The sequence below is a fragment of the Pseudomonas fitomaticsae genome (genome assembly GCF_021018765.1).
In the GTDB taxonomy this organism is placed as follows: Bacteria; Pseudomonadota; Gammaproteobacteria; order Pseudomonadales; family Pseudomonadaceae; genus Aquipseudomonas; species Aquipseudomonas fitomaticsae.
This window is the reverse complement of record NZ_CP075567.1, coordinates 1,400,796-1,427,463: the sequence shown is the minus strand read 5'-3', so window position 1 is coordinate 1,427,463 and position 26,668 is coordinate 1,400,796. Positions and strand designations below refer to the sequence as shown.

The 26,668-nt window shown below is 61.7% G+C and carries 26 protein-coding genes; 11 read left to right on the top strand and 15 right to left on the bottom strand.

What is annotated here, in order from left to right:
- Nucleotides 1–14: 14 nt before the first annotated feature.
- From thrC to xerD, 4 genes are all read right to left on the bottom strand, one after another.
- The gene (thrC, locus tag KJY40_RS06290) at nt 15–1,424 is read right to left on the bottom strand and encodes a threonine synthase (protein ID WP_007954636.1); all 1,410 of its coding nucleotides are present in this window, start codon (nt 1,422–1,424) and stop codon (nt 15–17) included.
- Nucleotides 1,425–1,490: 66 nt separating this feature from the next.
- Nucleotides 1,491–2,795: a homoserine dehydrogenase gene (locus KJY40_RS06285; protein WP_018926703.1), complete on the bottom strand. Its 1,305-nt coding sequence runs from the start codon at nt 2,793–2,795 to the stop codon at nt 1,491–1,493.
- Between the two features lie 132 nt (nt 2,796–2,927).
- Nucleotides 2,928–3,659, bottom strand: a complete 732-nt coding sequence (gene dsbC / locus KJY40_RS06280; RefSeq protein WP_007954633.1) for a bifunctional protein-disulfide isomerase/oxidoreductase DsbC — start codon at nt 3,657–3,659, stop codon at nt 2,928–2,930.
- 143 nt (nt 3,660–3,802) lie between these two features.
- On the bottom strand, nt 3,803–4,699 hold the full coding sequence (gene xerD / locus KJY40_RS06275) for a site-specific tyrosine recombinase XerD (RefSeq protein ID WP_230735641.1): 897 nt from the start codon (nt 4,697–4,699) through the stop codon (nt 3,803–3,805).
- 107 nt (nt 4,700–4,806) lie between these two features.
- On the opposite strand from xerD, the gene KJY40_RS06270 reads away from it, so the two are divergent.
- Nucleotides 4,807–6,615, top strand: a complete 1,809-nt coding sequence (locus KJY40_RS06270) for a cation:proton antiporter (protein WP_230735639.1) — start codon at nt 4,807–4,809, stop codon at nt 6,613–6,615.
- A 27-nt stretch (nt 6,616–6,642) separates the two neighbouring features.
- Here the strand turns inward: KJY40_RS06270 and KJY40_RS06265 are convergent, their stop codons facing one another.
- The 6 genes from KJY40_RS06265 to ffh all read right to left on the bottom strand — a co-directional run bounded on the left by KJY40_RS06265 (nt 6,643) and on the right by ffh (nt 10,717).
- On the bottom strand, nt 6,643–7,056 hold the full coding sequence (locus tag KJY40_RS06265) for an acyl-CoA thioesterase (RefSeq protein WP_011332614.1): 414 nt from the start codon (nt 7,054–7,056) through the stop codon (nt 6,643–6,645).
- A gap of 90 nt (nt 7,057–7,146) precedes the next feature.
- Nucleotides 7,147–7,497 (bottom strand): 50S ribosomal protein L19, encoded by a 351-nt coding sequence (gene rplS / locus KJY40_RS06260; RefSeq protein ID WP_003175895.1) that lies wholly within the window; start codon nt 7,495–7,497, stop codon nt 7,147–7,149.
- Nucleotides 7,498–7,542: 45 nt separating this feature from the next.
- Complete coding sequence (gene trmD, locus KJY40_RS06255; RefSeq protein ID WP_264302536.1) at nt 7,543–8,295, bottom strand: tRNA (guanosine(37)-N1)-methyltransferase TrmD; 753 nt, start codon at nt 8,293–8,295, stop codon at nt 7,543–7,545.
- A gap of 2 nt (nt 8,296–8,297) precedes the next feature.
- Complete coding sequence (rimM, locus tag KJY40_RS06250) at nt 8,298–8,834, bottom strand: ribosome maturation factor RimM (protein ID WP_085688896.1); 537 nt, start codon at nt 8,832–8,834, stop codon at nt 8,298–8,300.
- Between the two features lie 5 nt (nt 8,835–8,839).
- The gene (rpsP, locus tag KJY40_RS06245) at nt 8,840–9,091 is read right to left on the bottom strand and encodes a 30S ribosomal protein S16 (protein WP_003198088.1); all 252 of its coding nucleotides are present in this window, start codon (nt 9,089–9,091) and stop codon (nt 8,840–8,842) included.
- Between the two features lie 249 nt (nt 9,092–9,340).
- Nucleotides 9,341–10,717 (bottom strand): signal recognition particle protein, encoded by a 1,377-nt coding sequence (gene ffh / locus KJY40_RS06240; RefSeq protein WP_230735638.1) that lies wholly within the window; start codon nt 10,715–10,717, stop codon nt 9,341–9,343.
- A 209-nt stretch (nt 10,718–10,926) separates the two neighbouring features.
- Here ffh and KJY40_RS06235 point away from each other — a divergent pair, with 209 nt between their 5' ends.
- From KJY40_RS06235 to KJY40_RS06225, 3 genes are all read left to right on the top strand, one after another.
- Nucleotides 10,927–11,739, top strand: coding sequence for a cytochrome C assembly family protein (locus KJY40_RS06235; RefSeq protein WP_007954625.1), 813 nt, complete (start codon nt 10,927–10,929; stop codon nt 11,737–11,739).
- Nucleotides 11,740–11,751: 12 nt separating this feature from the next.
- Nucleotides 11,752–12,993: a transporter associated domain-containing protein gene (locus tag KJY40_RS06230; protein ID WP_230735636.1), complete on the top strand. Its 1,242-nt coding sequence runs from the start codon at nt 11,752–11,754 to the stop codon at nt 12,991–12,993.
- A 235-nt stretch (nt 12,994–13,228) separates the two neighbouring features.
- Entirely contained in the window at nt 13,229–14,545 is a 1,317-nt protein-coding gene (locus KJY40_RS06225) for an MFS transporter (protein WP_230735634.1), read from the top strand.
- Between the two features lie 46 nt (nt 14,546–14,591).
- Here the strand turns inward: KJY40_RS06225 and purT are convergent, their stop codons facing one another.
- From purT to KJY40_RS06200, 5 genes are all read right to left on the bottom strand, one after another.
- A complete protein-coding gene (purT, locus tag KJY40_RS06220; protein ID WP_039769540.1) occupies nt 14,592–15,773 on the bottom strand; it encodes a formate-dependent phosphoribosylglycinamide formyltransferase in 1,182 nt (393 codons plus the stop codon).
- 100 nt (nt 15,774–15,873) lie between these two features.
- Entirely contained in the window at nt 15,874–16,341 is a 468-nt protein-coding gene (locus KJY40_RS06215; RefSeq protein ID WP_007954619.1) for a preQ0 transporter, read from the bottom strand.
- A gap of 64 nt (nt 16,342–16,405) precedes the next feature.
- A complete protein-coding gene (locus KJY40_RS06210) occupies nt 16,406–16,621 on the bottom strand; it encodes a DUF1289 domain-containing protein (RefSeq protein WP_007954618.1) in 216 nt (71 codons plus the stop codon).
- A complete protein-coding gene (locus KJY40_RS06205; RefSeq protein ID WP_007954617.1) occupies nt 16,618–17,142 on the bottom strand; it encodes a gamma carbonic anhydrase family protein in 525 nt (174 codons plus the stop codon). Before KJY40_RS06205 ends, KJY40_RS06210 begins: the two co-directional genes overlap by 4 nt.
- Before the next feature lie 47 nt (nt 17,143–17,189).
- The gene (locus tag KJY40_RS06200) at nt 17,190–17,789 is read right to left on the bottom strand and encodes a CoA pyrophosphatase (protein WP_230735632.1); all 600 of its coding nucleotides are present in this window, start codon (nt 17,787–17,789) and stop codon (nt 17,190–17,192) included.
- Nucleotides 17,790–17,936: 147 nt separating this feature from the next.
- Here KJY40_RS06200 and KJY40_RS06195 point away from each other — a divergent pair, with 147 nt between their 5' ends.
- From KJY40_RS06195 to nagE, 7 genes are all read left to right on the top strand, one after another.
- Complete coding sequence (locus KJY40_RS06195; protein ID WP_207985126.1) at nt 17,937–18,488, top strand: NUDIX hydrolase; 552 nt, start codon at nt 17,937–17,939, stop codon at nt 18,486–18,488.
- 102 nt (nt 18,489–18,590) lie between these two features.
- Nucleotides 18,591–19,106: a L,D-transpeptidase family protein gene (locus KJY40_RS06190; RefSeq protein ID WP_007954614.1), complete on the top strand. Its 516-nt coding sequence runs from the start codon at nt 18,591–18,593 to the stop codon at nt 19,104–19,106.
- 332 nt (nt 19,107–19,438) lie between these two features.
- Nucleotides 19,439–20,170 carry a GntR family transcriptional regulator gene (locus tag KJY40_RS06185; protein WP_407681989.1) on the top strand — a complete coding sequence of 244 codons (732 nt, stop codon included), beginning with the start codon at nt 19,439–19,441 and terminating at the stop codon, nt 20,168–20,170.
- Between the two features lie 30 nt (nt 20,171–20,200).
- Nucleotides 20,201–21,307 carry an N-acetylglucosamine-6-phosphate deacetylase gene (gene nagA / locus KJY40_RS06180; protein WP_115076654.1) on the top strand — a complete coding sequence of 369 codons (1,107 nt, stop codon included), beginning with the start codon at nt 20,201–20,203 and terminating at the stop codon, nt 21,305–21,307.
- Nucleotides 21,300–22,310 (top strand): SIS domain-containing protein, encoded by a 1,011-nt coding sequence (locus KJY40_RS06175; protein WP_230737655.1) that lies wholly within the window; start codon nt 21,300–21,302, stop codon nt 22,308–22,310. Before nagA ends, KJY40_RS06175 begins: the two co-directional genes overlap by 8 nt.
- 35 nt (nt 22,311–22,345) lie before the next feature.
- A complete protein-coding gene (gene ptsP, locus KJY40_RS06170) occupies nt 22,346–24,859 on the top strand; it encodes a phosphoenolpyruvate--protein phosphotransferase (protein WP_230735628.1) in 2,514 nt (837 codons plus the stop codon).
- Between the two features lie 23 nt (nt 24,860–24,882).
- On the top strand, nt 24,883–26,601 hold the full coding sequence (nagE, locus tag KJY40_RS06165) for an N-acetylglucosamine-specific PTS transporter subunit IIBC (RefSeq protein ID WP_230735626.1): 1,719 nt from the start codon (nt 24,883–24,885) through the stop codon (nt 26,599–26,601).
- The last annotated feature ends 67 nt before the right edge of the window (nt 26,602–26,668 follow it).

Sequence of the window (26,668 nt, the reverse complement as noted above, 5' to 3'; positions counted from 1 at the left end):
ACAGCTTTGCGGGCTTAAAGAGGCTTGCCGCGGTTGCCATGCTGGCTGACAAAGGCCTGCACGGCTTTGAGCTCGTTCGCCAGCACAGTGCAGCGCTCTTCTCTCTCAAACAAATCAGAAAGATGTGCAGGTAGTTCGAGAGCTTTTCCTACACCGGCTTTCTCCACCGCGTCCGGGAACTTGACCGGATGCGCCGTGCCCAGAATCACCATCGGGATGTCCAGGCTGCGGCGGCATTCGCGAGCGGCTTTCACGCCGATGGCGGTGTGCGGATCCAGCACCTCACCGGTCTGCTCGTAGACTTCGGCGATGGTTTCGCAGGTTTGCGCATCGTCCACGGCCAGCGAGTCGAACAGTTTGCGTGCTTCGGTCCAGCGTTCCTGTTCGACGCTGAAACCGCCGCCCTGCTTGAACGAATCCATCAGCCCGGCAATCGCCGCGCCATTGCGACCGTGCAGATCGAACAGCAGACGTTCGAAGTTCGACGAGACCATGATGTCCATCGACGGCGACAGCGTGGCGTGCAGGGTTTCCTTGACGTACTGGTTGCCGCTCATGAAGCGGTGCAGGATGTCGTTGCGGTTGGTGGCGACGATCAACTGGTTGATCGGCAGGCCCATGTTGCGCGCCAGGTAACCGGCGAAGATGTCGCCGAAGTTGCCGGTCGGCACCGAGAACGACACCGAACGCGCCGGGCCGCCCAGTTGCAGGGCTGCGTGGAAGTAGTAAACGATCTGGGCCATGATCCGCGCCCAGTTGATCGAGTTCACTGCCACCAGACGGGTGCCCTTGAGGAAGCTCTGGTCGGCGAAGCTGGCCTTGACCATTTCCTGGCAGTCATCGAAGTTGCCTTCGATGGCGATGTTGTGGATGTTCTCACCGAGAATGGTGGTCATCTGCCGACGCTGCACTTCCGACACACGGTTGTGCGGGTGCAGGATGAAGATGTCGACGTTTTCGCAGTGCTTGCAGCCTTCGATGGCGGCCGAACCGGTGTCACCGGAGGTGGCGCCGACGATGACCACGCGCTCGCCGCGCTTTTCCAGCACGTAGTCGAGCAAGCGACCGAGCAGTTGCAGGGCGAAGTCCTTGAACGCCAGGGTCGGGCCGTGGAACAGCTCCAGCACCCATTCGTTGCCGTTCAGCTGACGCAGCGGCGCAACGGCGTTGTGGGCGAACACACCGTAGGTTTCTTCAAGAATCTTTTTGAAATCGGCGTCCGGAATGCTGCCGGTGACGAACGGGCGCATGACGCGGAAAGCCAGCTCGTGGTACGGCAGGCCGGCCCAGGAAGCGATTTCTTCCTGGGTGAAACGTGGCAGGTTTTCCGGGACGTACAGACCGCCGTCGGTTGCAAGACCGGCCAGCAGGACGTCTTCGAAATTCAGGGCCGGTGCCTGGCCGCGGGTACTGATGTAACGCATGACTGACTCCAATGGACAGTGTTCACGACACCGGCCCCGCAGGCGGGACCGGTGAAGGAGATCGGCTTAGTTCAAGTGCTCGACGCGGATCCGCACAACCGGACCGACCACGCCCGCCAGCGCTTCGAGGGCGGCGATCGCATCATTGATGTGCTGTTCCAGCACGCGGTGGGTCAGCAGAATCATCGGCACCAGGCCGTCGTGTTCCTCGACTTCCTTCTGCATGATCGACTCGATGTTGATGCCGCGCTCCGAGAGGATGCTCGCCACCTGAGCCAGCACGCCCGGATGGTCCTTGGCCTGGATGCGCAGGTAGTAGGCGCTTTCGCAGGCTTCGATCGGCAGGATCGGGTGGGCCGACAGCGAGTCCGGCTGGAAGGCCAGGTGTGGCACGCGGTTTTCCGGGTCGGAGGTCATGGCGCGAACCACGTCCACCAGATCCGCGATCACCGACGAAGCGGTCGGCTCCATGCCGGCGCCGGCGCCGTAGAACAGGGTCGAACCGGCAGCGTCACCGTTGACCATCACCGCGTTCATCACGCCGTTGACGTTGGCGATCAGACGATCGGCCGGGATCAGCGTCGGGTGTACGCGCAGCTCGATACCGGCGGCGGTGCTGCGTGCCACGCCCAGGTGCTTGATGCGGTAGCCCAGCGCTTCGGCGTAGTTCACGTCGGCGGTGGTCAGCTTGGTGATGCCTTCGGTGTAAGCCTTGTCGAACTGCAGCGGAATACCGAACGCGATCGAAGCCAGGATCGTCAGCTTGTGCGCGGCGTCGATGCCCTCGACGTCGAACGTCGGATCGGCTTCGGCGTAGCCCAGCGCTTGCGCCTCGGCCAGCACGTCTTCGAAGGTGCGACCCTTCTCGCGCATTTCGGTGAGGATGAAGTTGCCGGTGCCGTTGATGATCCCGGCGACCCAGTTGATACGGTTGGCGGACAGGCCTTCACGGATCGCCTTGATCACCGGAATGCCGCCGGCTACCGCCGCTTCGAATGCCACGATCACGCCTTTCTCGCGTGCCTTGGCGAAAATTTCATTACCGTGAACGGCAATCAGAGCCTTGTTCGCGGTGACCACATGCTTGCCATTCTCGATGGCCTTGAGTACCAGCTCGCGGGCAACGGTGTAGCCGCCCATCAGCTCTATGACGATGTCGATCTCAGGGTTCGTGGCCACTTCGAAGACATCGTTGGTAATCGCAATACCGGTCGTCTGGAACTGAGGCTTTGGCGTGCGCATGGCAATTTGTGCCACTTCGATTCCACGCCCGGCACGACGAGCAATTTCCTCGGCGTTGCGCTGAAGTACGTTGAAGGTTCCGCCACCGACGGTCCCTAACCCACAGATGCCTACTTTGACCGGTTTCACTGTGAACTCCCCATAAAACGGCCGACACGAGGCCGGCCGTGAAAACAACCGCAGGTTCGCGGCTCTCTGTTGATGGCCCGGCAATCCTGCCGCCGGACCACGCTCGTCAACGCCAGAGCGTAACGATGCGAATTACTTCGCGCCCAGCGCCAGTTTGGCGACTTGTGGCGCAGGCTGGTAGCCCGGAATGACTTGTCCGTCGGCCAAAACGATGGCCGGTGTGCCGTTCACGCCGATCGACTGACCGAGGGCGAACTGTTTGGAAACCGGGTTCTCGCACTTGGCGGCCTTGATTTCCTTGCCATCGACCATTTTGTCCATGGCGGCTTTCTTGTCTTTCGAGCACCACACGGCTTGCAGTTGCTCGTCACCCGGCGAACCGAGGCCCTGACGCGGGAACGCCACGTAACGCACTTCGATGCCGCGCTTGTTCAGCTCGGGCACTTCGGCGTGCAGCTTGTGGCAGTACGGGCAGGTGGTGTCGGTGAACACGGTGATGTGCGACTTGGTCTCGCCCACGGCCGGGTAAACCACGGTCTCGGCCACCGGGATCGCATTGATCAGTTTGGAAATGCCCAGGCGCTCGGTCTTCTCGGTCAGGTTGACCGGTTTGCCGTCCTTGAGCTGGAACATGTAGCCCTGAACGATGTACTGGCCGTCGGCGCTGGCGTAGAGCACGCGGCTGCCCTTGAGCTTGACTTCATACAGGCCCGGCAGCGGGCTGGCGGTGATGGTGTCCACCGGCACATCGAGCTGGAGGTTTTCCAGGCTTTGGCGAATCGCTTTGTCGGCCGCGTCATCGGCGACGGCAAAGGTGCTGACCAACGCAATGGCTGCGGCGGCGAAAATCTGGGTCAGACGCATGAGAACTCCTGAAGGCGGACAAATGGAACGATCAGAACGCCCGTGCCGGAACACCGGGTCATAACCGCCCATCGTGCAAACCGGCAAAGCCTACCACATAAGGCTCCCGTGGCCGAATGCGCCTGTCGCAAGACAAATGGCGCTCAGCCGCGCGGGTGATGTTTGGCATGCAGATCCTGCAAACGTGCCCGGGCGACGTGAGTGTAGATCTGCGTGGTCGACAGGTCGCTGTGGCCCAACAGCATCTGCACCACCCGCAGGTCGGCGCCATGGTTGAGCAGGTGGGTGGCAAACGCGTGACGCAAGGTGTGCGGCGACAGCGACTTGCCGATCCCGGCGACCTTGGCCTGATGCTTGATACGGTGCCAGAAGGTCTGCCGAGTCATCTGCTCGCCGCGCTGGCTGGGGAACAATACATCGCTGGGGCGCCCGCCCAGCAGCTCAGCTCGACCGTCGCGCAGGTAGCGCTCGACCCAGACAATCGCTTCCTCGCCCATCGGCACCAGCCGCTCCTTGCTGCCCTTGCCCATGACTCGCAACACACCCTGACGCAGGTTGACCTGCTCCAGAGTCAGGCTGATCAGTTCGGTCACCCGTAGCCCGCAGGCGTAAAGCACTTCGAGCATGGCGCGGTCGCGCTGGCCGATGGCTTCACTGAGGTCTGGTGCCTTCAGCAGGGCTTCGACGTCGGCTTCCGACAGGGATTTGGGCAATGGCCGACCGAGTTGCGGCATATCCACGCGCAAGGTCGGATCGACCGAAATCAGTTTTTCCCGCAACAGGTAGCGATAAAAGCCACGTACACCGGAGAGAAATCGCGCTGTGGAGCGAGGTTTGTAGTTCTGTTCCAGACGCCAGGCTAGGTGATCGAGGATCAGCTCGCGACCGGCATTGATCAGTTCGAGATTTTTCTCCTGCAACCAGCCGTTGAACAGCGCGAGATCGCTGCGGTAGGCGTCGCGAGTGTTGTCGGAGAGACCTTTTTCCAGCCAGAGGGCGTCGAGAAACTGGTCGATCAGTGGGTGGTCGATGGCAGGCATGGGCGCTCAAGACACGCAGGCTTGGCACTGCGCGCAAATAAAGAGTGAACGGTTGAAATGGCCGCTAGTCTTTCATAGCCCGCTATTTCAAGGAACAGGGAGCTTCAATGAACGAGCAGCAAATTCTATTGGCTTTCGGCGGTATCGGCGCTGCTGCGCTGGGCTGCCAATGGCTCGCCTGGCGCCTGAAGCTGCCGGCGATTCTGTTTCTGCTGCTGACCGGCATTCTGGCAGGCCCCGTGCTGGGCTGGCTCGACCCACAGGAAATGTTCGGCCCGTTGCTGATGCCGCTGGTGTCGCTGGCGGTGGCGCTGATTCTGTTTGAAGGCAGCCTGACCCTGCACCTGTCGGAGTGGCGCGAGATCGGCAGCGTCGTGCATCGGCTGGTCACAATCGGAGCGCTTTCGACCTGGGTAGTGATTGCGGTCGCGACCCACTGGCTGCTGGGCTTCGACTGGCTGCTCGCCATCCTGTTCGGCAGCCTGACCCTGGTCACCGGGCCGACCGTGATCGTGCCGATGCTGCGGGTGGTGCGGCCGAAGGCTTCGATTGCCAACATCCTGCGTTGGGAAGGCATTGTGATCGACCCGATCGGCGCGCTGCTCGCGGTGGTGGTCTACAGCTTCATCATCGCCCGGGCCGAAGGCCATGGACTGGAACAGAGTCTGCTGACGTTTGGCGGGGTGATCGTCTGCGGCAGCGCGTTCGGTATTGCCGGTGGCTGGTTGCTCGGTACGATCATTCGGCGCCAGTGGTTGCCGGAGTATTTGCACAACCTGGCATCGCTCGCCGCGGTGCTGGGGATATTCATTGCCGCCAACCAAGTCATGCACGAATCCGGGCTGTTGGCGGTGACATTGATGGGCATGTGGCTGGCGAACATGAAGGGCGTGGACGTGCGGCACATCCTGCACTTCAAGGAAAATCTCAGCGTGCTGCTGATTTCCGGGCTGTTCATTCTGCTGGCGGCACGCCTGGACCTGAACGCGCTGATCGGTCTCGGGCCGCTGGTGTTGATTCTGTTGCTGGTGATCCAGTTGATCGCCCGACCGTTGAACGTAGTGCTGAGTACTGCCGGTTCGAGTCTGAGTTGGCGTGAGCGTGCACTGTTGTGCTGGATTGCCCCTCGCGGCATCGTCGCGGCGGCGGTCTCGGCGATCTTTGCGATTCGCCTGGATGAAGCGGGTCATGAAGGCGCGCTGTTGCTGGTGCCGCTGACCTTCGCCGTGATCATCGGCACCGTCGTACTGCAAAGCGCGACTGCCCGGCCACTGGCGCGCCTGTTGAAAGTTGCGGAACCGGCGCCGAGCGGCTTCCTGATCGTCGGGGCGAACGGACCTGCACGGCTGCTCGGCAAGTCGCTGCAACAGCTGGGCAGCCGGGTGCTGCTGACAGATTCAAGCTGGGAAAACATCCGCGCGGCGCGCATGGATGGCTTGCCGACCTACTTCGGCAATCCGGCCTCGCAGCACGCCGATGCGCATCTGGACCTGGTCGGACTGGGGCATTTGCTGGCGTTGTCTCCGTCGGGCGAACTCAATACGTTGGCAGCCATGCGCTTTCGCCATGATTTTGGTCATCAACGTCTGTTCGGACTGGCCAGCGGGCAGGAGAGCCGGCGCAGCGACAAGCACCGCGCCAGCCTCGAACATCGTGGTAATCAACTGGGAAGCGAGGCGCTGACGTACGCCAGACTGGCCAGCCAATTGGGTCAGGGCGCCGACCTGTACAGCACGACGCTGACGGACGGGTTTGGCTGGGATGATTACCAGGCGTTGCATGGCAATCGCGCGACGCTGCTGTTCATGCGCGATGACAGCGGCTGGGTGCATGTGGTGTCGCCGGAAACCGTGCTGAAGCCGGGGCCGGGGTGGACGTTGCTGGCGCTGATTCAGCCGGAGAGTGTCAGCGCCTGACAGATCGAATCGCGGCTCGGTGCTGGATCAGGCCGCAAATCCTGGCAGCACAGGCACCGGACGCTTGTCATCATCAATCGCAACAAAGCTGAACTGCCCGTGAATGGCTTTCTCACGGCCGTCGCAGCTCATGCTTTCCACGAACACTTCCACCTCGACCTTGAGACTGGTGTTGCCGACCTTGATCACCCGCCCGACCAGCTCGACGATGGAACCCGCCGGGATCGCGTGATTGAAGTCGATACGATCGGTCGACACGGTCACCAGCGGCAGACGGCAAAACCGTGTGGCGGTGATGAACGACACTTCGTCCATCCAGGCCAGCGCAGTGCCGCCGAACAGGGTGTTGTGGTGGTTGGTGGTCGGCGGGAAAACCGCCTTGGTCACGCGGGTCACCGAGAGTTCGGTGCGGCGTTCGATTTCTTGCTCGCGAGGGGTCATGGGTCAGGCCTGAAACGGAATGCTGTGGATAAATTGCGGGCAACAAAAAAGCAGCCCGTAGGCTGCTTTTTTCTGCATCGGAAGCTGGACTTAAGCCAGTTTTTCCTTGATGCGAGCTGCTTTACCCGACAGGTCGCGCAGGTAGTACAGCTTGGCTTTACGTACGTCACCGCGACGTTTGACAGCCATGCTGTCGATCTGCGGGGAGTAGGTCTGGAAAGTACGTTCTACGCCAACACCGTTGGAGATTTTACGAACGGTGAACGCACTGTTCACGCCGCGGTTACGCTTGGCGATTACAACGCCTTCGAACGCTTGCAGACGGGAACGATCGCCTTCCTTCACTTTCACCTGAACGACGATGGTGTCGCCCGGGGCAAAGGTAGGGATTTCTTTGGTCATCTGCTCTGCTTCGAGTGCAAGGATGATTTTGTTGGTCATGCTGTGCTCCTAAGGTAAATCGTCTGATCTACCATCGATACGTTGTTAACTATCGTCCCGCTCGCGGATGTATTCCTCGAGCAGCTTCTTCTCTTCTCCAGAAAGCGAGCGGCTTTCCAGAAGATCGGCGCGTCGTTCATAGGTCCGACCAAGGGACTGCTGTAAACGCCAACGCCGGATGTGTGCGTGATTGCCACTTAGCAACACGTCGGGAACACGCTGATCCGCATACACCTCCGGTCGGGTGTAGTGCGGGCAATCCAGCAAACCATCCGTGAAGGAATCCTCCTCCGCGGAGTCCGCATGCCCTAAAGCTCCGGGCAGCAGTCGTGTAACCGCATCTATCAGGACCATCGCCGGCAGCTCGCCGCCAGACAGGACATAGTCCCCAATCGACCACTCTTCATCGACATGAGCATCAATAAAACGCTCGTCAATGCCTTCATAACGACCGGCAATCAGGATCAATGCATCCGATTTCGCCAGTTCGCGTACCGCCGACTGAGTCAGTTGACGGCCTTGGGGGGACAGGTAAATCACCTTCGCCGCCTCCCCGGCTGCTGCCTTGGCCTGAACCAGAGCATCTTCCAGGGGCTTGATCTTCATCACCATGCCCGGACCACCGCCAAACGGGCGATCGTCCACAGTGTGATGCCGATCCGTCGTGTAATCCCGCGGATTCCAACAGGACAGCTGCAAGAGCCCCTGTTTGACCGCACGACTGGTGATGCCGTAGTCGCCGATGGCGGAAAACATCTCGGGAAACAAACTGATCACTTCTACGCGCAAGTTAGCCACGCTTAGAAGTCCGCGTCCCAATCCACCTTCATTTCGCCCGCTGCAAGGTCAACTGCCAACACGCATTGCTCCGTATAGGGCAACAGGCGTTCGCGATCATCCAGGCTGCCAGCGCAAGGCTTGACTACCATCACATCATTGGCGCCGGTTTCCAGAAGATGATCGATTTTCCCGAGCAATTGCCCAAGTGTGTCGATGACCTTCAGACCTTCCAGCTGGTACCAGTAGTACTCGCCTTCGGTCAATTCAGCGAACAGATTGCGCGGCACGCAGATCTCGTAACCAGCCAGAAGACGAGCTTCTTCACGATCATCAAGACCCTTGAGCTTTGCGACCAGGAACTTGTCGCTCCCGCGTCCACTGACCAGCTCGACCTGTTTGACATTGCCTTCGCGCTTGAGCGTCCAGGTTTTGTACTGCAACAGGTTTTCAGTCGGATCAGTAAAGGAATAAACCTTCACTTCGCCGCGAACGCCGTGAACAGAATAAATTTTGCCAATAACGATCAAATCATCGGCAACAGCAGGCGTCGCGTTCATATTGCTCAGGCCGCAGCCTTAGCCGATTCCTTCAGCAACTGAGCAACACGCTCAGAAGGCTGTGCACCAACGCTCAGCCAGTAGGCTACGCGCTCTTGGTTCACGGACAGACGGACTTCCTGACCACGGGCAACAGGGTTGAAGAAACCAACCTGTTCTTTGTGGGAACCGTCACGCGGGTTGCGGGAGTCGGTTACGGTCAGGTGGTAAAACGGGCGCTTTTTGGAGCCGCCAAGGGCAAGACGGATTGTTAGCATGTGAACATCGTTCCTGTAGTCGGTGCTGCAAATCTAAATGCACAGCGGGCATGGGTGCCCGAAAGGCCGCATATTCTAAGGAATATCCGGACTTTTGCAAATGACTTTTTCCGGCGCCTGTGGCATGCCGTGCAGATTTGCATATGGGGCCGTCGTTCAAAACGGCCGGTCAGCTCCCGCCGAGTGCGGGTTTGCTGTGGATCCCGCTTCCTTGCGGGGTCTGCGCCGGTGCGACGACCGGCGAAGTCTTTACATCTTTGGCATGCCGCCGCCGGGCAACATTCCGCCCATGCCGCGCATCATTTTCGCCATTCCGCCCTTGGCGGAGAATTTCTTCATCATCTTCTGCATCTGCTTGTGCTGCTTGATCAAGCGACCGATGTCCTGCACCTGGGTGCCGGAACCCATGGCGATCCGGCGCTTGCGCGAGCCGCTGATCAGCTCAGGGTCGCGGCGCTCGGCCGGGGTCATGGAGTTGATGATGGCTTCCATCTGTTTGAACTGCTTCTCTGCGGCGTTCTGGGCGTTGCCCATTTGCGAGAGATTGACGCCACCGATGTTCGGCAGTTTATCCATGAGCCCGCCGAGGCCGCCCATGTTCTTCATCTGTTGCAACTGATCGCGGAAGTCTTCGAGGTCGAAGCCCTTGCCCTTCTTCAGCTTCTTGGCCAGCTTGTCGGCCTTGTCCTTGTCGAGGGTCGCTTCCGCCTGTTCGATCAGGCTGAGCACGTCGCCCATGCCGAGGATCCGCGAAGCGATACGCTCAGGGTGGAACGGATCGAGCGCTTCGCTCTTCTCGCCCATACCGATGAACTTGATCGGCTTGCCGGTGATTGCGCGAACGGACAGCGCGGCGCCGCCACGGGCATCACCGTCGACCTTGGTCAGGATCACACCGGTCAGCGGCAGTGCATCACCGAAGGCCTTGGCCGTGTTGGCCGCGTCCTGACCGGTCATGGCGTCAACCACGAACAGGGTTTCAACCGGATTGATCGCGGCGTGCAGCGCCTTGATCTCGCCCATCATCTCTTCGTCGATGTGCAGACGACCGGCGGTGTCGACGATGACCACGTCGATGAATTTCAGTTTTGCTTCTTTAATAGCTGCGCTGGCGATGTCGACCGGCTTCTGGCTCAGGTCGGACGGGAAGAACGTCACGCCGATGTCGTTGGCCAGGGTTTCCAGCTGTTTAATAGCCGCAGGACGATAGATGTCCGCCGACACGACCATGACCGACTTCTTCTTGCGCTCCTTAAGGAAGCGCGCCAGTTTGCCGGCGGTGGTGGTTTTACCCGCGCCCTGTAGACCGGCCATCAGAATGACGGCGGGCGGCACTGCGCTCAGGTTCAAGTCTTCGTTGGCCGCGCCCATCAGGCTTTCGAGTTCGGCCTGGACGATCTTCACGAACGCCTGGCCCGGCGTCAGGCTGCGCGACACCTCGGTGCCGACAGCGCGTTCCTTGACCGAATTGACGAAGTCCTTGACCACCGGCAGGGCGACGTCGGCTTCGAGCAACGCCATGCGCACTTCGCGCAGGGTGTCTTTGATATTGTCCTCGGTCAGCTTCGCCTTGCCGGTGACATGGCGCAGCGTCTGCGAGAGACGGTCGGTTAAGTTTTCAAACATTGCGCGATCCTTTCAGGCCCTGTGTAGACCGGGATAATGGCGGCCCAGACCGGAATCAACATGTGCTCGGCGAGCCTGCGGCGTGGGCAGGTCGCGGATTATAGCGAAGACTGCGTCTGGCGGACACCTCGCTGTCAGCTTGCCGGTCTTTCGTGCAATGGCGGTTCTATGCCAAACTCAGCCCCTTTCGGGCTTGCCTAACAGGATTTATGCTCCCCTTGTCACCGAGTTTGCTGACCACCCTCGCCGCCGCCCTTCTCTATGCCGCTGCGACCCTCTATCAGGGCACCCGCCTGGCCACTGGCGCCAAGGCCAACAAGCGCCTGCTGGTCTCGCTCGGCGTCCTCGCCGTGCTGGCCCACAGCGCCAGCCTGCTTACCCATTTATTGACGCCGATCGGCCTGGGCCTGGATTTCTTCAGCGCCTCGAGCCTGATTGCTGCGGCCGTCATCGCCCTCACCCTGCTGGCCTGCTCGCGGATCCCGGTGGAAAACCTGCTGGTGCTGCTGTTCCCGCTGGGTGCGATCACGGTGCTGCTGGCGCAATTCGCGCCGACCGGCACGGTGCAGGTCATCGATGAAGAACCGGGCATCCTTGCGCACATCCTGCTGTCGATCCTCGCCTACGGCATGTTCACCATCGCGGTGTTCCAGGCCTTGTTGCTGCTGGTGCAGGATCATCAGCTCAAGCACAAGCACCCGTCCGGGCTGATCAAGAACTTCCCGCCGCTGCAAACCATGGAAAGCCTGTTGTTCGGCTTCCTCTGGGCCGGCTGGACGTTGCTGTCGCTGTCGCTGATCTCCGGCTGGCTGTTCGTCGAGAACCTGTTTGCCCAGCACCTGGTGCATAAAACCCTGCTGGCCTGCCTGGCGTGGATCGTGTTCAGCGTCCTGCTGTGGGGCCGTAACCGCCTCGGCTGGCGCGGCCACAAGGCAATCCGCTGGACCCTCGCCGGTTTCTGCCTGCTGATGCTCGCGTATTTCGGCAGCAAACTGGTCCGTGAATACATCCTGCACATCTGACGGGCGGCATAAATGGACGGTTTGCCCATAGGGCCGATGCTCGCAGTATTTGTCCTGCTGATTCTCTGGTCGGGGCTGTTTACCGCCGTCGAAGCGGCGCAACAGCACCTGCTCGCGCAACGCACCGCATCGCGGGCCAGCGACAAGCCGCTGGCGAAGCTCAGCTTCCCGCTCGACAGCTTGATCCTCTGCAATACCCTGTGCCGCGCCCTCGCCGTCATTCTGGCCACCCTGCTGGCAATCTTTCTCTGTGAAGAAAACGGCCCCTGGGCGGCTTGCCTCGGCGCCGGCGCCCTGCTGCTGGTTTTTGCCGACTACTTTCCCCGCGCCCTCGCCCAGCGTTATCCGGATGCGGTGTTGGCGTTCGGCAATACGCTGCTGGCGGTCCCGCTGAAGGTGGTTTACCCGCTTGCCTGGTTGCTCAGCCGCATCAGTGGTTTGCTGATGCGCCCCTTCATCCGCAAGGCCCAAGTGGTGCAACAGAGCGAAGACGATGTGCCGGCGGAGCGTCATGACGATCCGGATCATCCAGTGCGCCCGCACCCGGTTGCAGGCATCCATGCACTGGACAACATTACGGTCAACGACATTCTGGTGCCGCGCAGCGATGTCGACGGCATCAATCTTGATGACCCGATTGAAGAGATCATCGAGCAATTGCGCCACAACAAGCGCACTCGCCTGCCGGTCTTCCACAGCGATATCAATCAGGTCGAAGCGGTGCTCAACACCCGCCAGATCCGGCACCTGCTGGACAATGGCAACCTGACCCGCGAAGCGTTGCTGGCAGCCAGTTATGAGCCGTATTTCGTCCCTGAAAGCACCCCGCTGCAACTGCAACTGCTGAACTTCCACAAGCAGCAGCGGCGTCTGGGCATGGTGGTGGACGAGTACGGCGAAGTCCTCGGTATCGTCACTCTGGAAGACATTCTCGAAGAGATCGTCGGCGAATTCGAAAGCGAACACAGCCTCGACAATCCGCATATCCACCCGCAAGCCGATGGCCGCATGGTGATCGATGGCGCCGCTTCGATCCGCGAGCTGAACAAATGTCTGGGCTGGCACCTGCCCAGCGACGGCCCCCGGACCCTGAATGGCCTGGTCACCGAAGCGCTGGAAACCATCCCGGAAAGCGCGGTCTGCCTGAAGATCGGCCGCTACCGGCTGGAAATTCTCGAAACCGAAGAGAACCGGGTGAGCAAAGTCCTGATCTGGCACACCACTTCCGTTCCGGCGCTGGTAACGGCGCGCTAGACAGCCCCTTGTTCAATCGTTAGCCACCTTCCTATAATCGCGATGCTTACCCAAGCCCCGCCGAACCGCGTGCTTACCCCGCACCCAACAAGTTCCGGCCGGTTCATCGGCAATATCCGCATCACACCGACGACTGTTCCTACCTGAAGCAGCGCTCGCGCCTCATCCCACATCCCTGGGTGTTCGACCATAATAATTCGCTCCAACGGAGCTCATGACTGTCAGGGATCACCGCATGACGACCAGTACCGCTTACAGCGACACCACGCCTGCCCAACCGGCCAACTCCGCCACCCGCGTGGCCACGGCGAGTTTCATCGGCACGGCCATCGAGTTCTACGACTTCTACGTCTACGCCACCGCCGCTGCGCTGGTGATCGGACCGGTGTTCTTCCCGCAAACCTCCGGTACGGCGCAGATGCTCTCGGCATTCCTGACCTTCGGTATCGCCTTCCTCGCCCGACCTTTGGGTTCGGCGCTGTTCGGCCACTTCGGCGACCGAATCGGGCGCAAATCGACTTTGGTCGCTTCGCTGCTGCTGATGGGTGTCTGCACCACGCTGATCGGCGTGCTTCCAGGCTACGACAGCATCGGGGCCTGGGCGCCAATCCTGCTTTGCGTGCTGCGCTTCGGCCAGGGCCTGGGATTGGGTGGCGAATGGGGCGGCGCGGCGCTGCTGGCCACCGAAAACGCCCCGAAAGGCAAACGGGCGTGGTTCGGCATGTTCCCGCAACTCGGCCCTTCGATTGGCTTTCTGGCGGCCAACGGTCTGTTCCTGACGCTGGCCATGACGCTCAATGATGAGCAATTCCGCAGCTGGGGATGGCGGATTCCGTTTCTGCTCAGTGCGGCGCTGGTGATGGTCGGGTTGTACGTGCGCCTCAAGCTCCACGAAACCCCGGTGTTCGCCAATGCCATCGCCCGTCAGGAGCGAGTGAAAGTGCCGCTGGTCGAGCTGTTCAGCCAATACTGGGCACCGACGCTGCTGGGCGCCGCCGCCATGGTGGTCTGCTATGCGCTGTTCTACATCTCGACCGTGTTTTCCCTGAGCTACGGCGTATCCACATTGGGTTACAGCCGCGAGACTTTCCTCGGATTGCTCTGTTTCGCGGTGCTGTTCATGGCAGCCGCGACGCCGCTGTCAGCCTGGGCCAGTGACCGTTACGGGCGCAAGCCGGTGCTGATCGTCGGCGGTCTGCTGGCAATTCTTTCCGGGTTTCTGATGGAGCCGCTGCTGACTCAGGGATCGACCTGGGGCGTGGCGCTATTCCTGTGCATCGAGCTGTTTCTGATGGGGGTGACATTCGCCCCGATGGGCGCGCTGCTGCCGGAACTGTTTCCGACGCATGTCCGGTATACCGGTGCATCGGCAGCCTACAACCTCGGCGGGATTGTCGGAGCCTCGGCGGCGCCGTTCTTTGCGCAGAAACTGGTGGCGATGGGTGGTTTGAGTTACGTCGGCGGGTATGTGTCGGCGGCCGCGGTGCTCAGCCTGATCGCTGTGCTGTGCCTGAAGGAAACGCGCAATAACGATTTGAATCAGGTGTCGTAAATGCCCTGATCGCTCCCGCGTGGGCGGGAGCGATCAGATGGCGTGATTACAGCTCTACAACAACAGCCTGAGAAGCACGGGTCGCCTTGGCGCGAGCGGCTTCAATCGATTCGTCACGGGCCAGCGCAACACCCATGCGGCGCTGACCATTGACTTCAGGCTTGCCGAACAGACGCAGCGCGGTATCCGGCTCGCTCAGTGCAGCGCCGAGGTTGGCGAATGCGGTCTGGGTCGACTGGCCTTCCACCAGAATCACCGCCGAGGCCGATGGGCCGAACTGACGGATCAGTGGCACCGGCAGACCGAGGATCGCCCGGGCGTGCAGTGCGAACTGCGACAGATCCTGGGAAATCAGGGTCACCAGACCGGTGTCATGCGGACGCGGCGACACTTCGCTGAACCACACCTGATCGCCCTTGATGAACAGCTCGACACCGAACAGGCCACGACCACCCAACGCTTCGGTCACGGCTTTGGCTACACGCTCGGATTCAGCCAGCGCCACCGGGCTCATGGCCTGTGGCTGCCAGGATTCCTGATAGTCGCCCTTTTCCTGACGGTGGCCGACCGGCGCACAGAACGTGGTGCCGCCAACGTGACGCACGGTCAGCAGAGTGATTTCGTAGTCGAAATCGATGAAGCCTTCGATGATCACGCGACCTTTGCCGGCGCGACCGCCCTCTTGGGCGTAATCCCAGGCTTTCTGCACGTCATCGGCGCTGCGCAGCAGGCTCTGGCCCTTGCCCGAGGAACTCATCACCGGTTTGACGACGCACGGGAAACCCAGGTCCTGAACAGCCTTGCTGTAGTCCTCGAAGGTGTCGGCGAAGTGGTACGGCGAGGTCGGCAGATCCAGCTCTTCGGCGGCCAGACGACGGATGCCTTCGCGGTTCATGGTCAGTTGCGCGGCGCGAGCGGTCGGGATCACGGTGAAGCCTTCGGCTTCCAGTTCGACCAGGGTGGCGGTGGCGATGGCTTCGATTTCCGGCACGATGAAGTGCGGTTTCTCGGCTTCGATCACGGCACGCAGGGCGGCGCCGTCGAGCATGTTGATCACATGGCTGCGATGGGCGACCTGCATGGCCGGCGCATTGGCGTAACGGTCAACGGCGATCACTTCAACGCCCAGGCGTTGCAGCTCGATCACCACTTCCTTGCCCAGCTCACCACAGCCACACAGCAATACGCGGGTCGCGGTCGGCGACAATGGAGTTCCGATACGGGTCATCTCAGGTCCTCAAAGAAGCGGATCATCGAGGAAAGCAACGCCAGACGCGCTTTCCATGGGGAGAAAGCGCGGCATTTTACATGAACCTGAGGGTTTGGCTTCAGCCGGCGACAGCCTGTTTGCGTTCACGCCAGGCCATGATCAGCCAGACCGCAGTCACACCGGCGAACTTCGAGGCCAGCGCGGTGATAAGCACCGGCGGCGTGAGCAGGTCGATCATGCCGAAGAAGATGAAGGTGTCGAGGGGAATGCTCAGCGCCGAGCTGATCCACAAGCGGTCCCGCAACGGGCGCTTGGTGATGGTGAACACCAGCCAGTCAATGCACTCGGAGACCGCGAATGCCGTGGCGCTGGCCAGCGCAATCGACGGATCGGACGTGACATAGGACAGCACCAGCGCCGCCAGCATCGCCACAATCGCGCCGTGGCCGAAGCGGATTTGCACCATGTCGCGCAGCACGAACACCAGTCCGCCCCAGGCCGACCAGATGATGTCCAGATGCGGCGCCGTGGAGAAGGCGAAGTTGATCAGCACGACGCTGCTGATGTAAGCGATGAGGAAAATCATGGGCGTGACCTGTCAATTTGGCGCACAGGTTACTTCAGCCCTTCGATGGCGCCAATCAAATCGGTTATTGCCCCGGCGTTTTGCCGATCATCCAGACCAGACCACTGGCCTTCGCCCGCTCATGACAGAGTCCGAGTACAACCCGACGTTCATCATTCGTCATCCGGCTCCAGCGAGTAATTTCCTCGACTGTGCGCTGACAACCGGTGCAAATGTCATCCTCGTCCAGCGCGCAAATGCTCACGCACGGCGAGGCGACAGGTCTTTCCGGGGTCGTCATTCTTCCTGCTCGACCAGATCGCGCGCGTAGCGCTGGGAGTTATGCACATAGTGCGCGGCACTGGCTTCGAGCATCTTCTTCTGCGGCTCGGTGAGTTCGCGCACGACCTTGCCCGGCGAGCCCATCACCAGCGAACCGTCAGGAATTTCCTTGCCTTCGCCGATCAGCGAATTGGCGCCGATGATGCAGTTCTTGCCGATCTTCGCGCCGTTGAGGATGACCGCGTTGATGCCGATCAGGCTGTAGTCGCCGACCGTGCAGCCGTGGAGCATGGCGTTATGGCCGATGGTCACGCCGGTGCCGATGGTCAGCGGATAGCCCATGTCGGTGTGCATCACCGTGCCGTCCTGCACGTTGCTGTTCTTGCCGATCAGGATCAGTTCGTTGTCGCCGCGTAGTACGGCGTTGAACCAGACGTTGGCGCCCTCTTCCAGTTTGACCTTGCCCACGAGCACGGCGTTGGGGGCGACCCAGCTCTGCGGATGGGTTTCGACACGGGCGTCGCCCAGGCGGTATTTCATCTTGTTTTCCTCAGGGCTCACGATGGCTGGCCATTCGAACGATGGCTTCAGGTATTGATAAAGCTTTTAGGCGGCTGATGCAGGCTGATTTTGGCGTCATAGAGCAGGTTGATCAACTCGACGATCATGATCGCCGTCAGCCCCCAGATCTTGTATTCGCCGTAACGATAGCTCGGCACGTACCAACTGCGACCCTGATAGTCGATGCGATGGGTGTGTTCGCGCGGATCCTTGCGGAAGAATTCCAGCGGCACACTGAACACCGCAGCGATCTCGGCATCATTGGCCTGGTATTCGACAAAATCGGGAATCACCCCGACATACGGCGTGACCTTGATGCCATGCAGGGAAATCAGCGGGCTGATCGGACCGATCACTTCGACCAGTCCCGGCGGCAGGCCGATTTCCTCTTCGGCTTCACGCAGGGCGGTGAAGATCAGGTCCGGGTCTTCCGGATCCCGCCGTCCACCGGGGAAGGCGACTTCGCCGCCGTGGGTCGAGAGCCCGCTGGCGCGCAGGGTGAGGACAAGTTCGGGTTCGTCACTGCGAGTAATCGGCACCAGGACAGCGGCCTCGGGGAAACGCGCGTCGGTCTCCAGCGTGCGCGGCGTGTGATTGCTTACCCGGTGCAGTAGCTCGTCCAGCATAAGTGTTCTCGATCGGTGCCTTACCCTGCATCATGCACCAATCATTGCGACCGCCCAAGCCCCGAACGGGCGTCATGTCGCGAAACGACAACTTGCCGACTGACACCGCTGCACGCCAAGATAGGCGCAGCATTCAGGAACCCCAGCATGAAATTTTGCAGCCAGTGCGGCAACCCGGTGACCCAGCGCATTCCCGAAGGCGACTCGCGGCTGCGATTCGTCTGCGACAGCTGTCAGACGATTCACTACCAGAACCCCAATATCGTGGCCGGTTGCGTGCCGACCTGGGGCAGCAAAGTCCTGCTGTGTCGCCGCGCCATCGAGCCACGCCTCGGTTACTGGACGCTGCCCGCCGGGTTCATGGAGAACGGCGAGACCATCGAGCAGGCCGCCATCCGCGAAACCGCCGAAGAAGCCTGCGCCCGGGTGCGCAACCTGAGCATCTACACCCTGATCGACGTGCCACACATCAGTCAGGTGCATGTGTTTTTCCGCGCCGAGCTGGCGGACCTGGATTTCGCCGCCGGCCCCGAAAGCCTGGAAGTGCAACTGTTCGACGAGGAAGACATTCCCTGGGACGAACTGGCCTTCCGCACGGTGGGCCGCACCCTGGAATGTTTCTTTGCGGACCGGCGCGTCGAAGTCTATCCGGTTCGCTCCGAATCGATCCCGCCGCTCGCGCAACCGGCCATCACTTGATTTCGACGGCGGCCGGCCGATAACCGGCTGACGCAGCCCGCGACAGCGCCTGCACACTATCTATAAATAAAGTATCTGCTTCATTTCTGGGGAATCGTTTCAATGCGCTGGTTGCTTGCCCTGTTCTGCCTGTCGTTCGTCACCGTCTCCCAAGCGTCATTCGTGACCACCGTGACGCCTTCGAACACCCCGCTCATCGAAAAAGTACTGGTGCTCAAATCGGCTCATCAACTGCAGTTGATCGCCGACGGCAAGCCACTCAAGAGCTATCGCATCTCCCTGGGCAAAGGTGCGAAAAAAGGCCCGAAACTGATTGAAGGCGACAAGCGCACACCGGAAGGTTTCTATTGGATCGACTGGCGCAAGACCAGCGACAAATTCAACCTGTCGATGCACATCTCCTACCCGAACATCAGCGACTCCGCCCGCGCCCGCCGCGAAGGCGTCGAGCCTGGCGGGATGATCATGATCCACGGCACGCCGGACTCCGAGGACAACCCGGAACAACTGTTCCACACCCTGGACTGGACCGACGGCTGCATCGCCATGCGCAACGTCGACATGCGCGAAGTCTGGAACCTGGTGCCGGACGGCACGATGATCGAAATCCGCCCCTGATTCTGTCACTTGGGAGCACGCTCCTAGCGAGGGCCGCCAAGCGGCCCTTTCTCCCGACCATTGGTCGCTCGCAAAAAATAAATTCAAAAGATCGCAGCCTGCGGCAACCTCTGAACGGTGATACCACTTTCATCCGCCAGAACTGCCGCAGACTGCGATCTTTTGCTTTCCAGCCCCCACCTCTAATACCACTTGAAACCACCCACCCTGAAACACCCGAATCCAAAGGACTACAGGCCTTTCCGACGCGTTGACATGGTATGCAAGTGGTATTAGTTTTCGCCCGACTACCGAGCGACAACAATCCTATACCAGCGCCGGAAATGCCTTACATGAATGACCTCCACGCCCTACGCCCAGACGACTCCCAGCCGACGCCGCTGTACCTGCAACTGGCGCGCAATCTGGAAGCGGCGATTCATGCCGGCCAGTGGAAAGCCGAACAGGCGATGCCGTCGGAGCGCAATCTCAGCGAAATGCTGGGGATTTCCCGGGTCACCGCCCGCAAGGCGCTGGAAGTCCTGCTCGATCAAGGTTTGATCCGCCGCCTGCAAGGTTCCGGCACCTTCATCACTCCACGCCTTGAACAACCGCTGTCGCGCCTGTCGGGGTTCAGCGAAATGCTGCGCCTCAAGGGTTTCGTGCCCAGCTCGCAATGGCTGGAGCGGGAAATCACCCTGCCGACCCACGAAGAACTGATCCGCCTCGGCCTGTCACCGAACGACAAGGTTGCGCGCATGAAACGCCTGCGCAAAGCGGACGACACCGTGATGGCCATCGAGATGAGCACCCTGCCCGCCTCGATCATGCCCAAGCCGCAAGTGGTGGGCGATTCCCTCTACGAACACCTCGATGGCATCGGCAAACCGATCGTGCGCGCCTTGCAGCACATCCAGGCAATCAACGCCTCGGACGAGTTCGCCGCACTCGTCGGCATCGCCCCCGGCACCGCGATGCTGCTGATGACCCGGGTCGGCTACCTGGAAGACAACACGCCGATCGAAGTCACCGACACCTATTGCCGCAACGACTACTACGACTTTGTTGCAGAGCTTCGCCGCTGATCAGCAGCCAGGCCAAACGAGAGAAGCGAAATGTCTGAAGACAACATCCTCACCGCTGACGGCTGGATTCGCGGCCGGCTGATCCACGAACACGGCAGAGTCGTGTCGATCGAAGGCGTGCCTTGCGATCCGGCGACCAATGACCTGCCCTATCTGCTGCCGGGTTTCATCGACCTGCACGTCCACGGCGGTGGCGGCAAGGACATCATGGAAGGCGCCAGCGCGTTCGAGACCATCACCAAGACCCACGTGCGCTTCGGCACCACCTCGCTGCTGGCCACCACCATGACCGCGCCGAGTGCCGAGATTGCCAGCGTGCTCAAGGAGGTCGGCGAGTTCTGCGAACAGCGTCCGAAAGGCGCCGCCCGGGTGCTCGGCGTTCACCTCGAAGGCCCCTACATCAATCCCGGCAAACTCGGCGCCCAACCGAACTTCGCCCACACCGCGTTGATGGCCGAGGTCGAAGACTATCTGGCACTCGCGCCGATCCGGGTAATCACCATCGCCCCGGAAATCGCCGGCCATGACGGTTTGATTCGCGAACTCAGCAGCCGTGGCATCCGCATGCAGATCGGCCACACCCTCGGCAGTTACGAGGAAGGCGTCGCCGCCCTCGAAGCCGGCGCTACCAGTTTCACCCACCTTTACAACGCCATGAGCCCGCTGCATCACCGCGAACCGGGCATCGTCGGCGCGGCGCTGGCCCATGCCAAATTCGCCGAGCTGATTCCGGACTTGCTGCACGTGCATCCTGGCGCGATCCGCGTGGCCCTGCGCTCGATCCCATGCCTGTATTGCGTCACCGACTCGACCGCCGCCGCCGGCATGCCCGACGGCGAGTACAAGCTCGGCAGCCACACCGTCACCAAATGCCTGGGCGGCGTGCGCCTGCCCGACGGCACCCTGGCCGGCAGCACCCTGACCATGGATCAGGCTCTGCGCAATCTGGTGAAGATCGGTCTGCCGATCGCCGAGGCCTCGCAACGTCTTTCGCAATTCCCCGCCGACTACCTCGGCATCACCGAACGCGGGCGCCTTGCACCTGGCGCCTGGGCCGACTGCGTGCGGCTGGATCGCTCACTCACACTGACCGCCGTCATGGTCGAAGGAGAAGACATTGACTTCAAAAATGCTTGAGGAGGCGCTGTCCTCGTTCGAGGCCGTGCAAGCCCAACTGCAACAGCTCGACCCGCAAATGATCGAGATCGCCGGACGCCTGCGCCGTCAGCCGCCGCAAGTGGCGATGACCGTTGCCCGTGGCAGCTCCGACCATGCGGCGAGCTACTTCGCCTACCTGACCATGCAGCAACTTGGCGTGCCGGTGGCGTCGTTGCCGATGTCGGTGGTGACCATGCAACAGGCGCCGTTAAAGGTCAGCGGTCAGGTCGCGTTCGCGTTTTCCCAGTCGGGCCAGAGCCCGGATCTGGTCAATAGCCTGCGTCTGCTGCGCAAACGCGGCGCCCTCAGCGTGTCGATGGTCAACGCCGCCGATTCGCCGCTGGAGGCCGCGTGTGAATTCAGCCTGCCGTTGCTGGCCGGTACCGAAAGCAGCGTCGCCGCGACCAAGAGTTTCATCGCCACCCTCAGCGCCAGCGCCCGTCTGATCGCCCACTGGAAAGAAGACAGCGAATTGCTGGAAGCGCACAACGCCCTGCCCGAGGGCCTGCGCGAAGCTGCGCAACAGGACTGGAGCCTGGCCATCGACGCCCTGCGCGATTGCGAACGCCTGATGGTGATCGGCCGTGGCGCCGGATTCGCCATTGCCCAGGAAGCCGCGCTGAAATTCAAGGAAACCTCGGCGATCCAGGCCGAAGCCTTCAGCAGCGCTGAAGTCCGTCACGGCCCGATGGCCCTGATCGACGAACACTACCCGCTGCTTGTATTCGCCCCGCGCGGTGCCGAACAGGCCGGTCTGCTGAGCCTGGCAGCCGAGATGCGCCAGCGTGGCGCCCGCGTGCTGCTGGCTGCGCCGGACGACGTGAGCGAACGCGACCTGACCCTGAGCCGTGCCGAACACTCGGCCCTCGATCCGATCCTGGCGATCCAGAGTTTCTACGTGATGGCGGCCGGTCTGGCCGTGGCCCGTGGCATGGACCCGGATCAGCCGCGACACCTGAGCAAAGTCACTCGTACGCACTAAGTCCGAACCGAACGTTTTCCTGATGAGACCGAGCCATGCACAACAACAATAAAGAGCTGACTTTAAGCGCCCCGCTCAGCGGCCCGGTGCTCACGCTCGCCAAAGTCCCGGACGCGGTGTTCGCCAGCGGCGCGATGGGCGACGGCATTGCCATCGACCCGCTGAACGACACTTTGTACTCGCCCTGCGCCGGCGTGGTGATCCACGTCGCCCGCACCGGCCATGCACTGACCGTGCGCGCCGACAACGGCGCCGAGCTGTTGCTGCACCTGGGCCTGGACACCGTGGAGTTGCAGGGCGAAGGGTTCTCGATGCTGGTCAAGGAAGGCGCGCGGGTCAGCAATGGCCAGCCGCTGCTGCGCTATGACCTGGACAAGGTCGGCCGCCAGTGCAAAAGCCTGGTCAGCCTGCTGATCCTGACCAACAGCCAGGATTTCCAGGCGCGCCCCATCACCCTGAAAACGGTGAAGGTGGGCGAGCCACTGCTACACATCGTCGCTCGTCACACCGCAGCGGCGAACACAGAAGAACTCGGCGGCCCGGAAGTTCACGGTCACGTGCAGGTCGCCCATCGCGGCGGTCTGCATGCGCGCCCGGCGGCGTTGATCCGCCAGACCGCGCAAGGGTTCAAGAGCCAGTCGCAGCTGCATTTCGCCGGCAAATCGGCGCCGTGCAACAGCCTCATCGGTTTGATGGGCCTGGCGATTGGCGAGCAGGACGAAGTGCAGGTCAGTTGCCAGGGCCCGGACGCACAGGCGGCGTTGCAGGCCTTGCTCACCGCATTGGCCACCGCCCTGCCCGAAGATCATCACACCGCCTCACCGGTTGCCACCACTCCACGCAATCGCCCGGCAGAAGCTGGCGTGTTGCACGGTGTTTGCGCCGCACCGGGTCTGGTCGGCGGGCCGCTGTTTCGCCTGAACGCGATCAGCCTGCCGGCGGACTCCGGTAATCATCAGCCCGAGCAACAATTGCAGATCCTCGACACGGCGCTGAATCAAGTTCGCAGCGAAATCGACGGCACCCTCGCCCAGGCGAAAAAGCAGCGCAATGCCGACGAAGAAGCCATCTTCGCCGCGCACCTGGCCTTGCTGGAAGACCCGGCCCTGCTCGACGCCGCCCAGCAATCGATTGAAACCGGTACGGCGGCAACTCACGCCTGGAGCCAGTCCATCGACGCGCAATGCGAAGTGCTGCAAAACACCGGCAGCCCGCTGCTGGCCGAGCGCGCCAACGACCTGCGCGACCTCAAGCAGCGGGTGCTCCGCGCCCTGCTCGGCGAAGCCTGGCATTACGACGTGCCGGCCGGCGCCATCGTCGCCGCCCACGAACTGACGCCCTCGGATCTGCTGCAATTGAGCGCGCAAGGCGTCGCCGGTTTGTGCATGGCCGAAGGGGGCGCGACTTCCCATGTGGCGATTCTGGCCCGGGGCAAAGGCCTGCCGTGCATGGTCGCACTGGGCTCGGCGCTGCTCGACCAGGCGCAAGGCCAATCGGTGGTCCTCGACGCCGACGGCGGTCGCCTCGAACTGACGCCGAATACCGAACGACTGGCCGAAGTCCGCCAGGCGCAGATCGACCGCCAACAACGGCGCGATGCCCAGCAAGCTCAAGCCCATCTGCCGGCGGAAACCCGCAATGGCGTAGTTATCGAAGTGGTTGCCAACGTCGCCTCCAGTCACGAAGCGGCCGATGCGTTTGCCAACGGCGCCGACGGCGTCGGCCTGTTGCGCACCGAGTTCCTGTTCGTTGATCGCCACACAGCGCCGGACGTCGAAGAGCAACGCGCCGCCTATCAAGCCGTGATCGATGCCATGGGCGACACGTCGGTGATCATCCGCACCATCGACGTCGGCGGTGACAAACAACTCGACTATCTGCCCCTGCCCGTGGAAGCCAACCCGGTGCTGGGTCTGCGCGGCATTCGCCTGGCCCAGGCCCGCCCGGAAATCCTCGATCAGCAACTGCGCGCGCTGCTGCAAGTCAGTCCGTTGCAGCGCTGCCGGATCCTGTTGCCGATGGTCACGGAGGTCGACGAACTGCTGCACATCCGCCAGCGGGTCGATGCGCTGTGCCTGGAACTGGGCATCAATCAACGTCCGGAAATCGGCGTGATGATCGAAGTCCCGGCCGCCGCATTGCAGGCCGAACAACTGGCCGAGCACGCCGACTTCCTGTCCATCGGCACCAACGACCTGTCGCAATACACCCTGGCCATGGACCGCGACCACGCGGGCCTCGCCGCACGGGTCGATGCCTTGCACCCGGCGCTGCTGCGCCTGATCGCCATGACCTGCGAAGGCGCGGCGGTGCATAAACGCTGGGTCGGCGTGTGCGGCGCCCTGGCTTCCGATCCGCTGGCGACGCCAGTGTTGATCGGCCTGGGCGTGACCGAACTGTCGGTGAGCCCGGTACAGATCGGCGAAATCAAGGATCGCGTGCGCCAGTTGCACGAAGCCGAATGCCAACGCCTTGCCCGGGACTTGCTCAAGCTGAGCAGCGCCGCCGCGGTGCGTCATGCCTGTCATCAACATTGGCCTCTGCGCTAACAAAAACAACAAGGACAAACGCCATGTATCAACTTTTCATCGAAGGCCTGCAACGCCTCGGCCGGGCACTGATGCTGCCGATCGCGATCCTGCCGATCGCCGGCCTGCTGCTACGCCTGGGCGATACCGACCTCCTGAACATCGCGATCATCCACGACGCCGGTCAGGTGATCTTCGCCAACCTGGCGATGATCTTCGCCATCGGTATCGCGGTCGGCTTCGCCAAAGACAACAACGGCACCGCAGGTCTGGCCGGGGTGATCGGTTACCTGGTGATGATCTCCACGCTCAAGGTGCTCGACGCCAGCATCAACATGGGCATGCTCGCCGGGATCGTCAGCGGCCTGATGGCCGGGGCGCTGTACAACCGCTTCAAGGACATCAAGCTGCCGGAGTACCTGGCATTCTTCGGCGGCCGGCGTTTCGTGCCCATCGTCACCGGGTTCAGCGCGGTCGGCCTGGGCGTGCTGTTCGGCTACATCTGGCCGCCGATCCAGCACGGCATCAACGGCTTCGGCACTTTGCTGATGGAAAGCGGCAGCTTCGGCGCCTTCGTCTTCGGCGTGTTCAACCGCCTGCTGATCGTCACCGGCCTGCACCACATCCTCAACAACATGGCGTGGTTCGTGTTCGGCAACTTCACCGACCCGACCACCGGCGCACTGGTCACGGGTGACCTGTCCCGCTACTTCGCCGGCGACCCGAAAGGCGGCCAATTCATGACCGGCATGTTCCCGGTGATGATCTTCGGCCTCCCCGCCGCCTGCCTGGCGATGTACCGCAACGCCCTGCCGGAGCGCCGCAAAGTCATGGGCGGGATCTTCCTGTCGATGGCCCTGACCGCGTTCCTCACCGGCGTCACCGAACCCATCGAATTCGCCTTCATGTTCCTCGCACCGCTGCTGTTCCTGCTGCATGCGCTGCTGACCGGCCTGTCGATGGCAATCACCAACGCATTGAACATCCACCTGGGCTTCACCTTCTCCGGCGGTTTCATCGACATGGTGCTGGGCTGGGGACGCTCGACCAACGGCTGGCTAGTGGTACCGGTGGGCCTTGCGTATGCGGTCATCTACTACGCGGTGTTCGACTTCTGCATCCGCCGCTTCAATTTGAAAACCCCGGGACGCGAAGACGTCGCCACCGCCGACAAAGCGGTCCTGACCGAAAACGAACGCGCCGGCGCTTACATCAAGGCACTCGGCGGCGCGGAAAATCTGGTCACCGTCGGCGCGTGCACCACGCGACTGCGACTGGAAATGGTCGATCGCAACAAAGCCTCGGACGCAGACCTGAAAGCACTGGGCGCGATGGCCGTTGTGCGTCCGGGCAAGGGTGGAAGTTTGCAGGTGGTTGTCGGACCGATGGCCGACAGCATTGCCGACGAAATCCGCCTGGCGATGCCGGCATTGGGGCGAGCCGCAGCGACTACTGCTCCTGTCGCCGTCGTCGAAACCAGCGAACCCGTCGCAATCTCCACACCCCAGGCACAGCAATGGCTGACCGCCTTGGGCGGCAGCGACAACGTGCTGCAACTCGACTGCATCGCCATGAGCCGGATTCGCCTGCAACTGGCCAATGGCAAGGCGCTGTCGGAAAGCCGGTTGAAAGAGCTTGGATGTCTGGGTGTGAGCGCGCTGGAAGACGGTGTATGGCACTTGCTGGTGGGTGAGCGGGCGCAGAGTTTGAGTGCGGCGCTGGAGGGGTTGGTTAATCGGAGTGAGGTGAGTGCAAAAGTCTGATGGTTGCCATCAAGTTTCGACTTGAAGCGATTAAAAACAAGAAACCCGGCCTAGGCCGGGTTTCTTG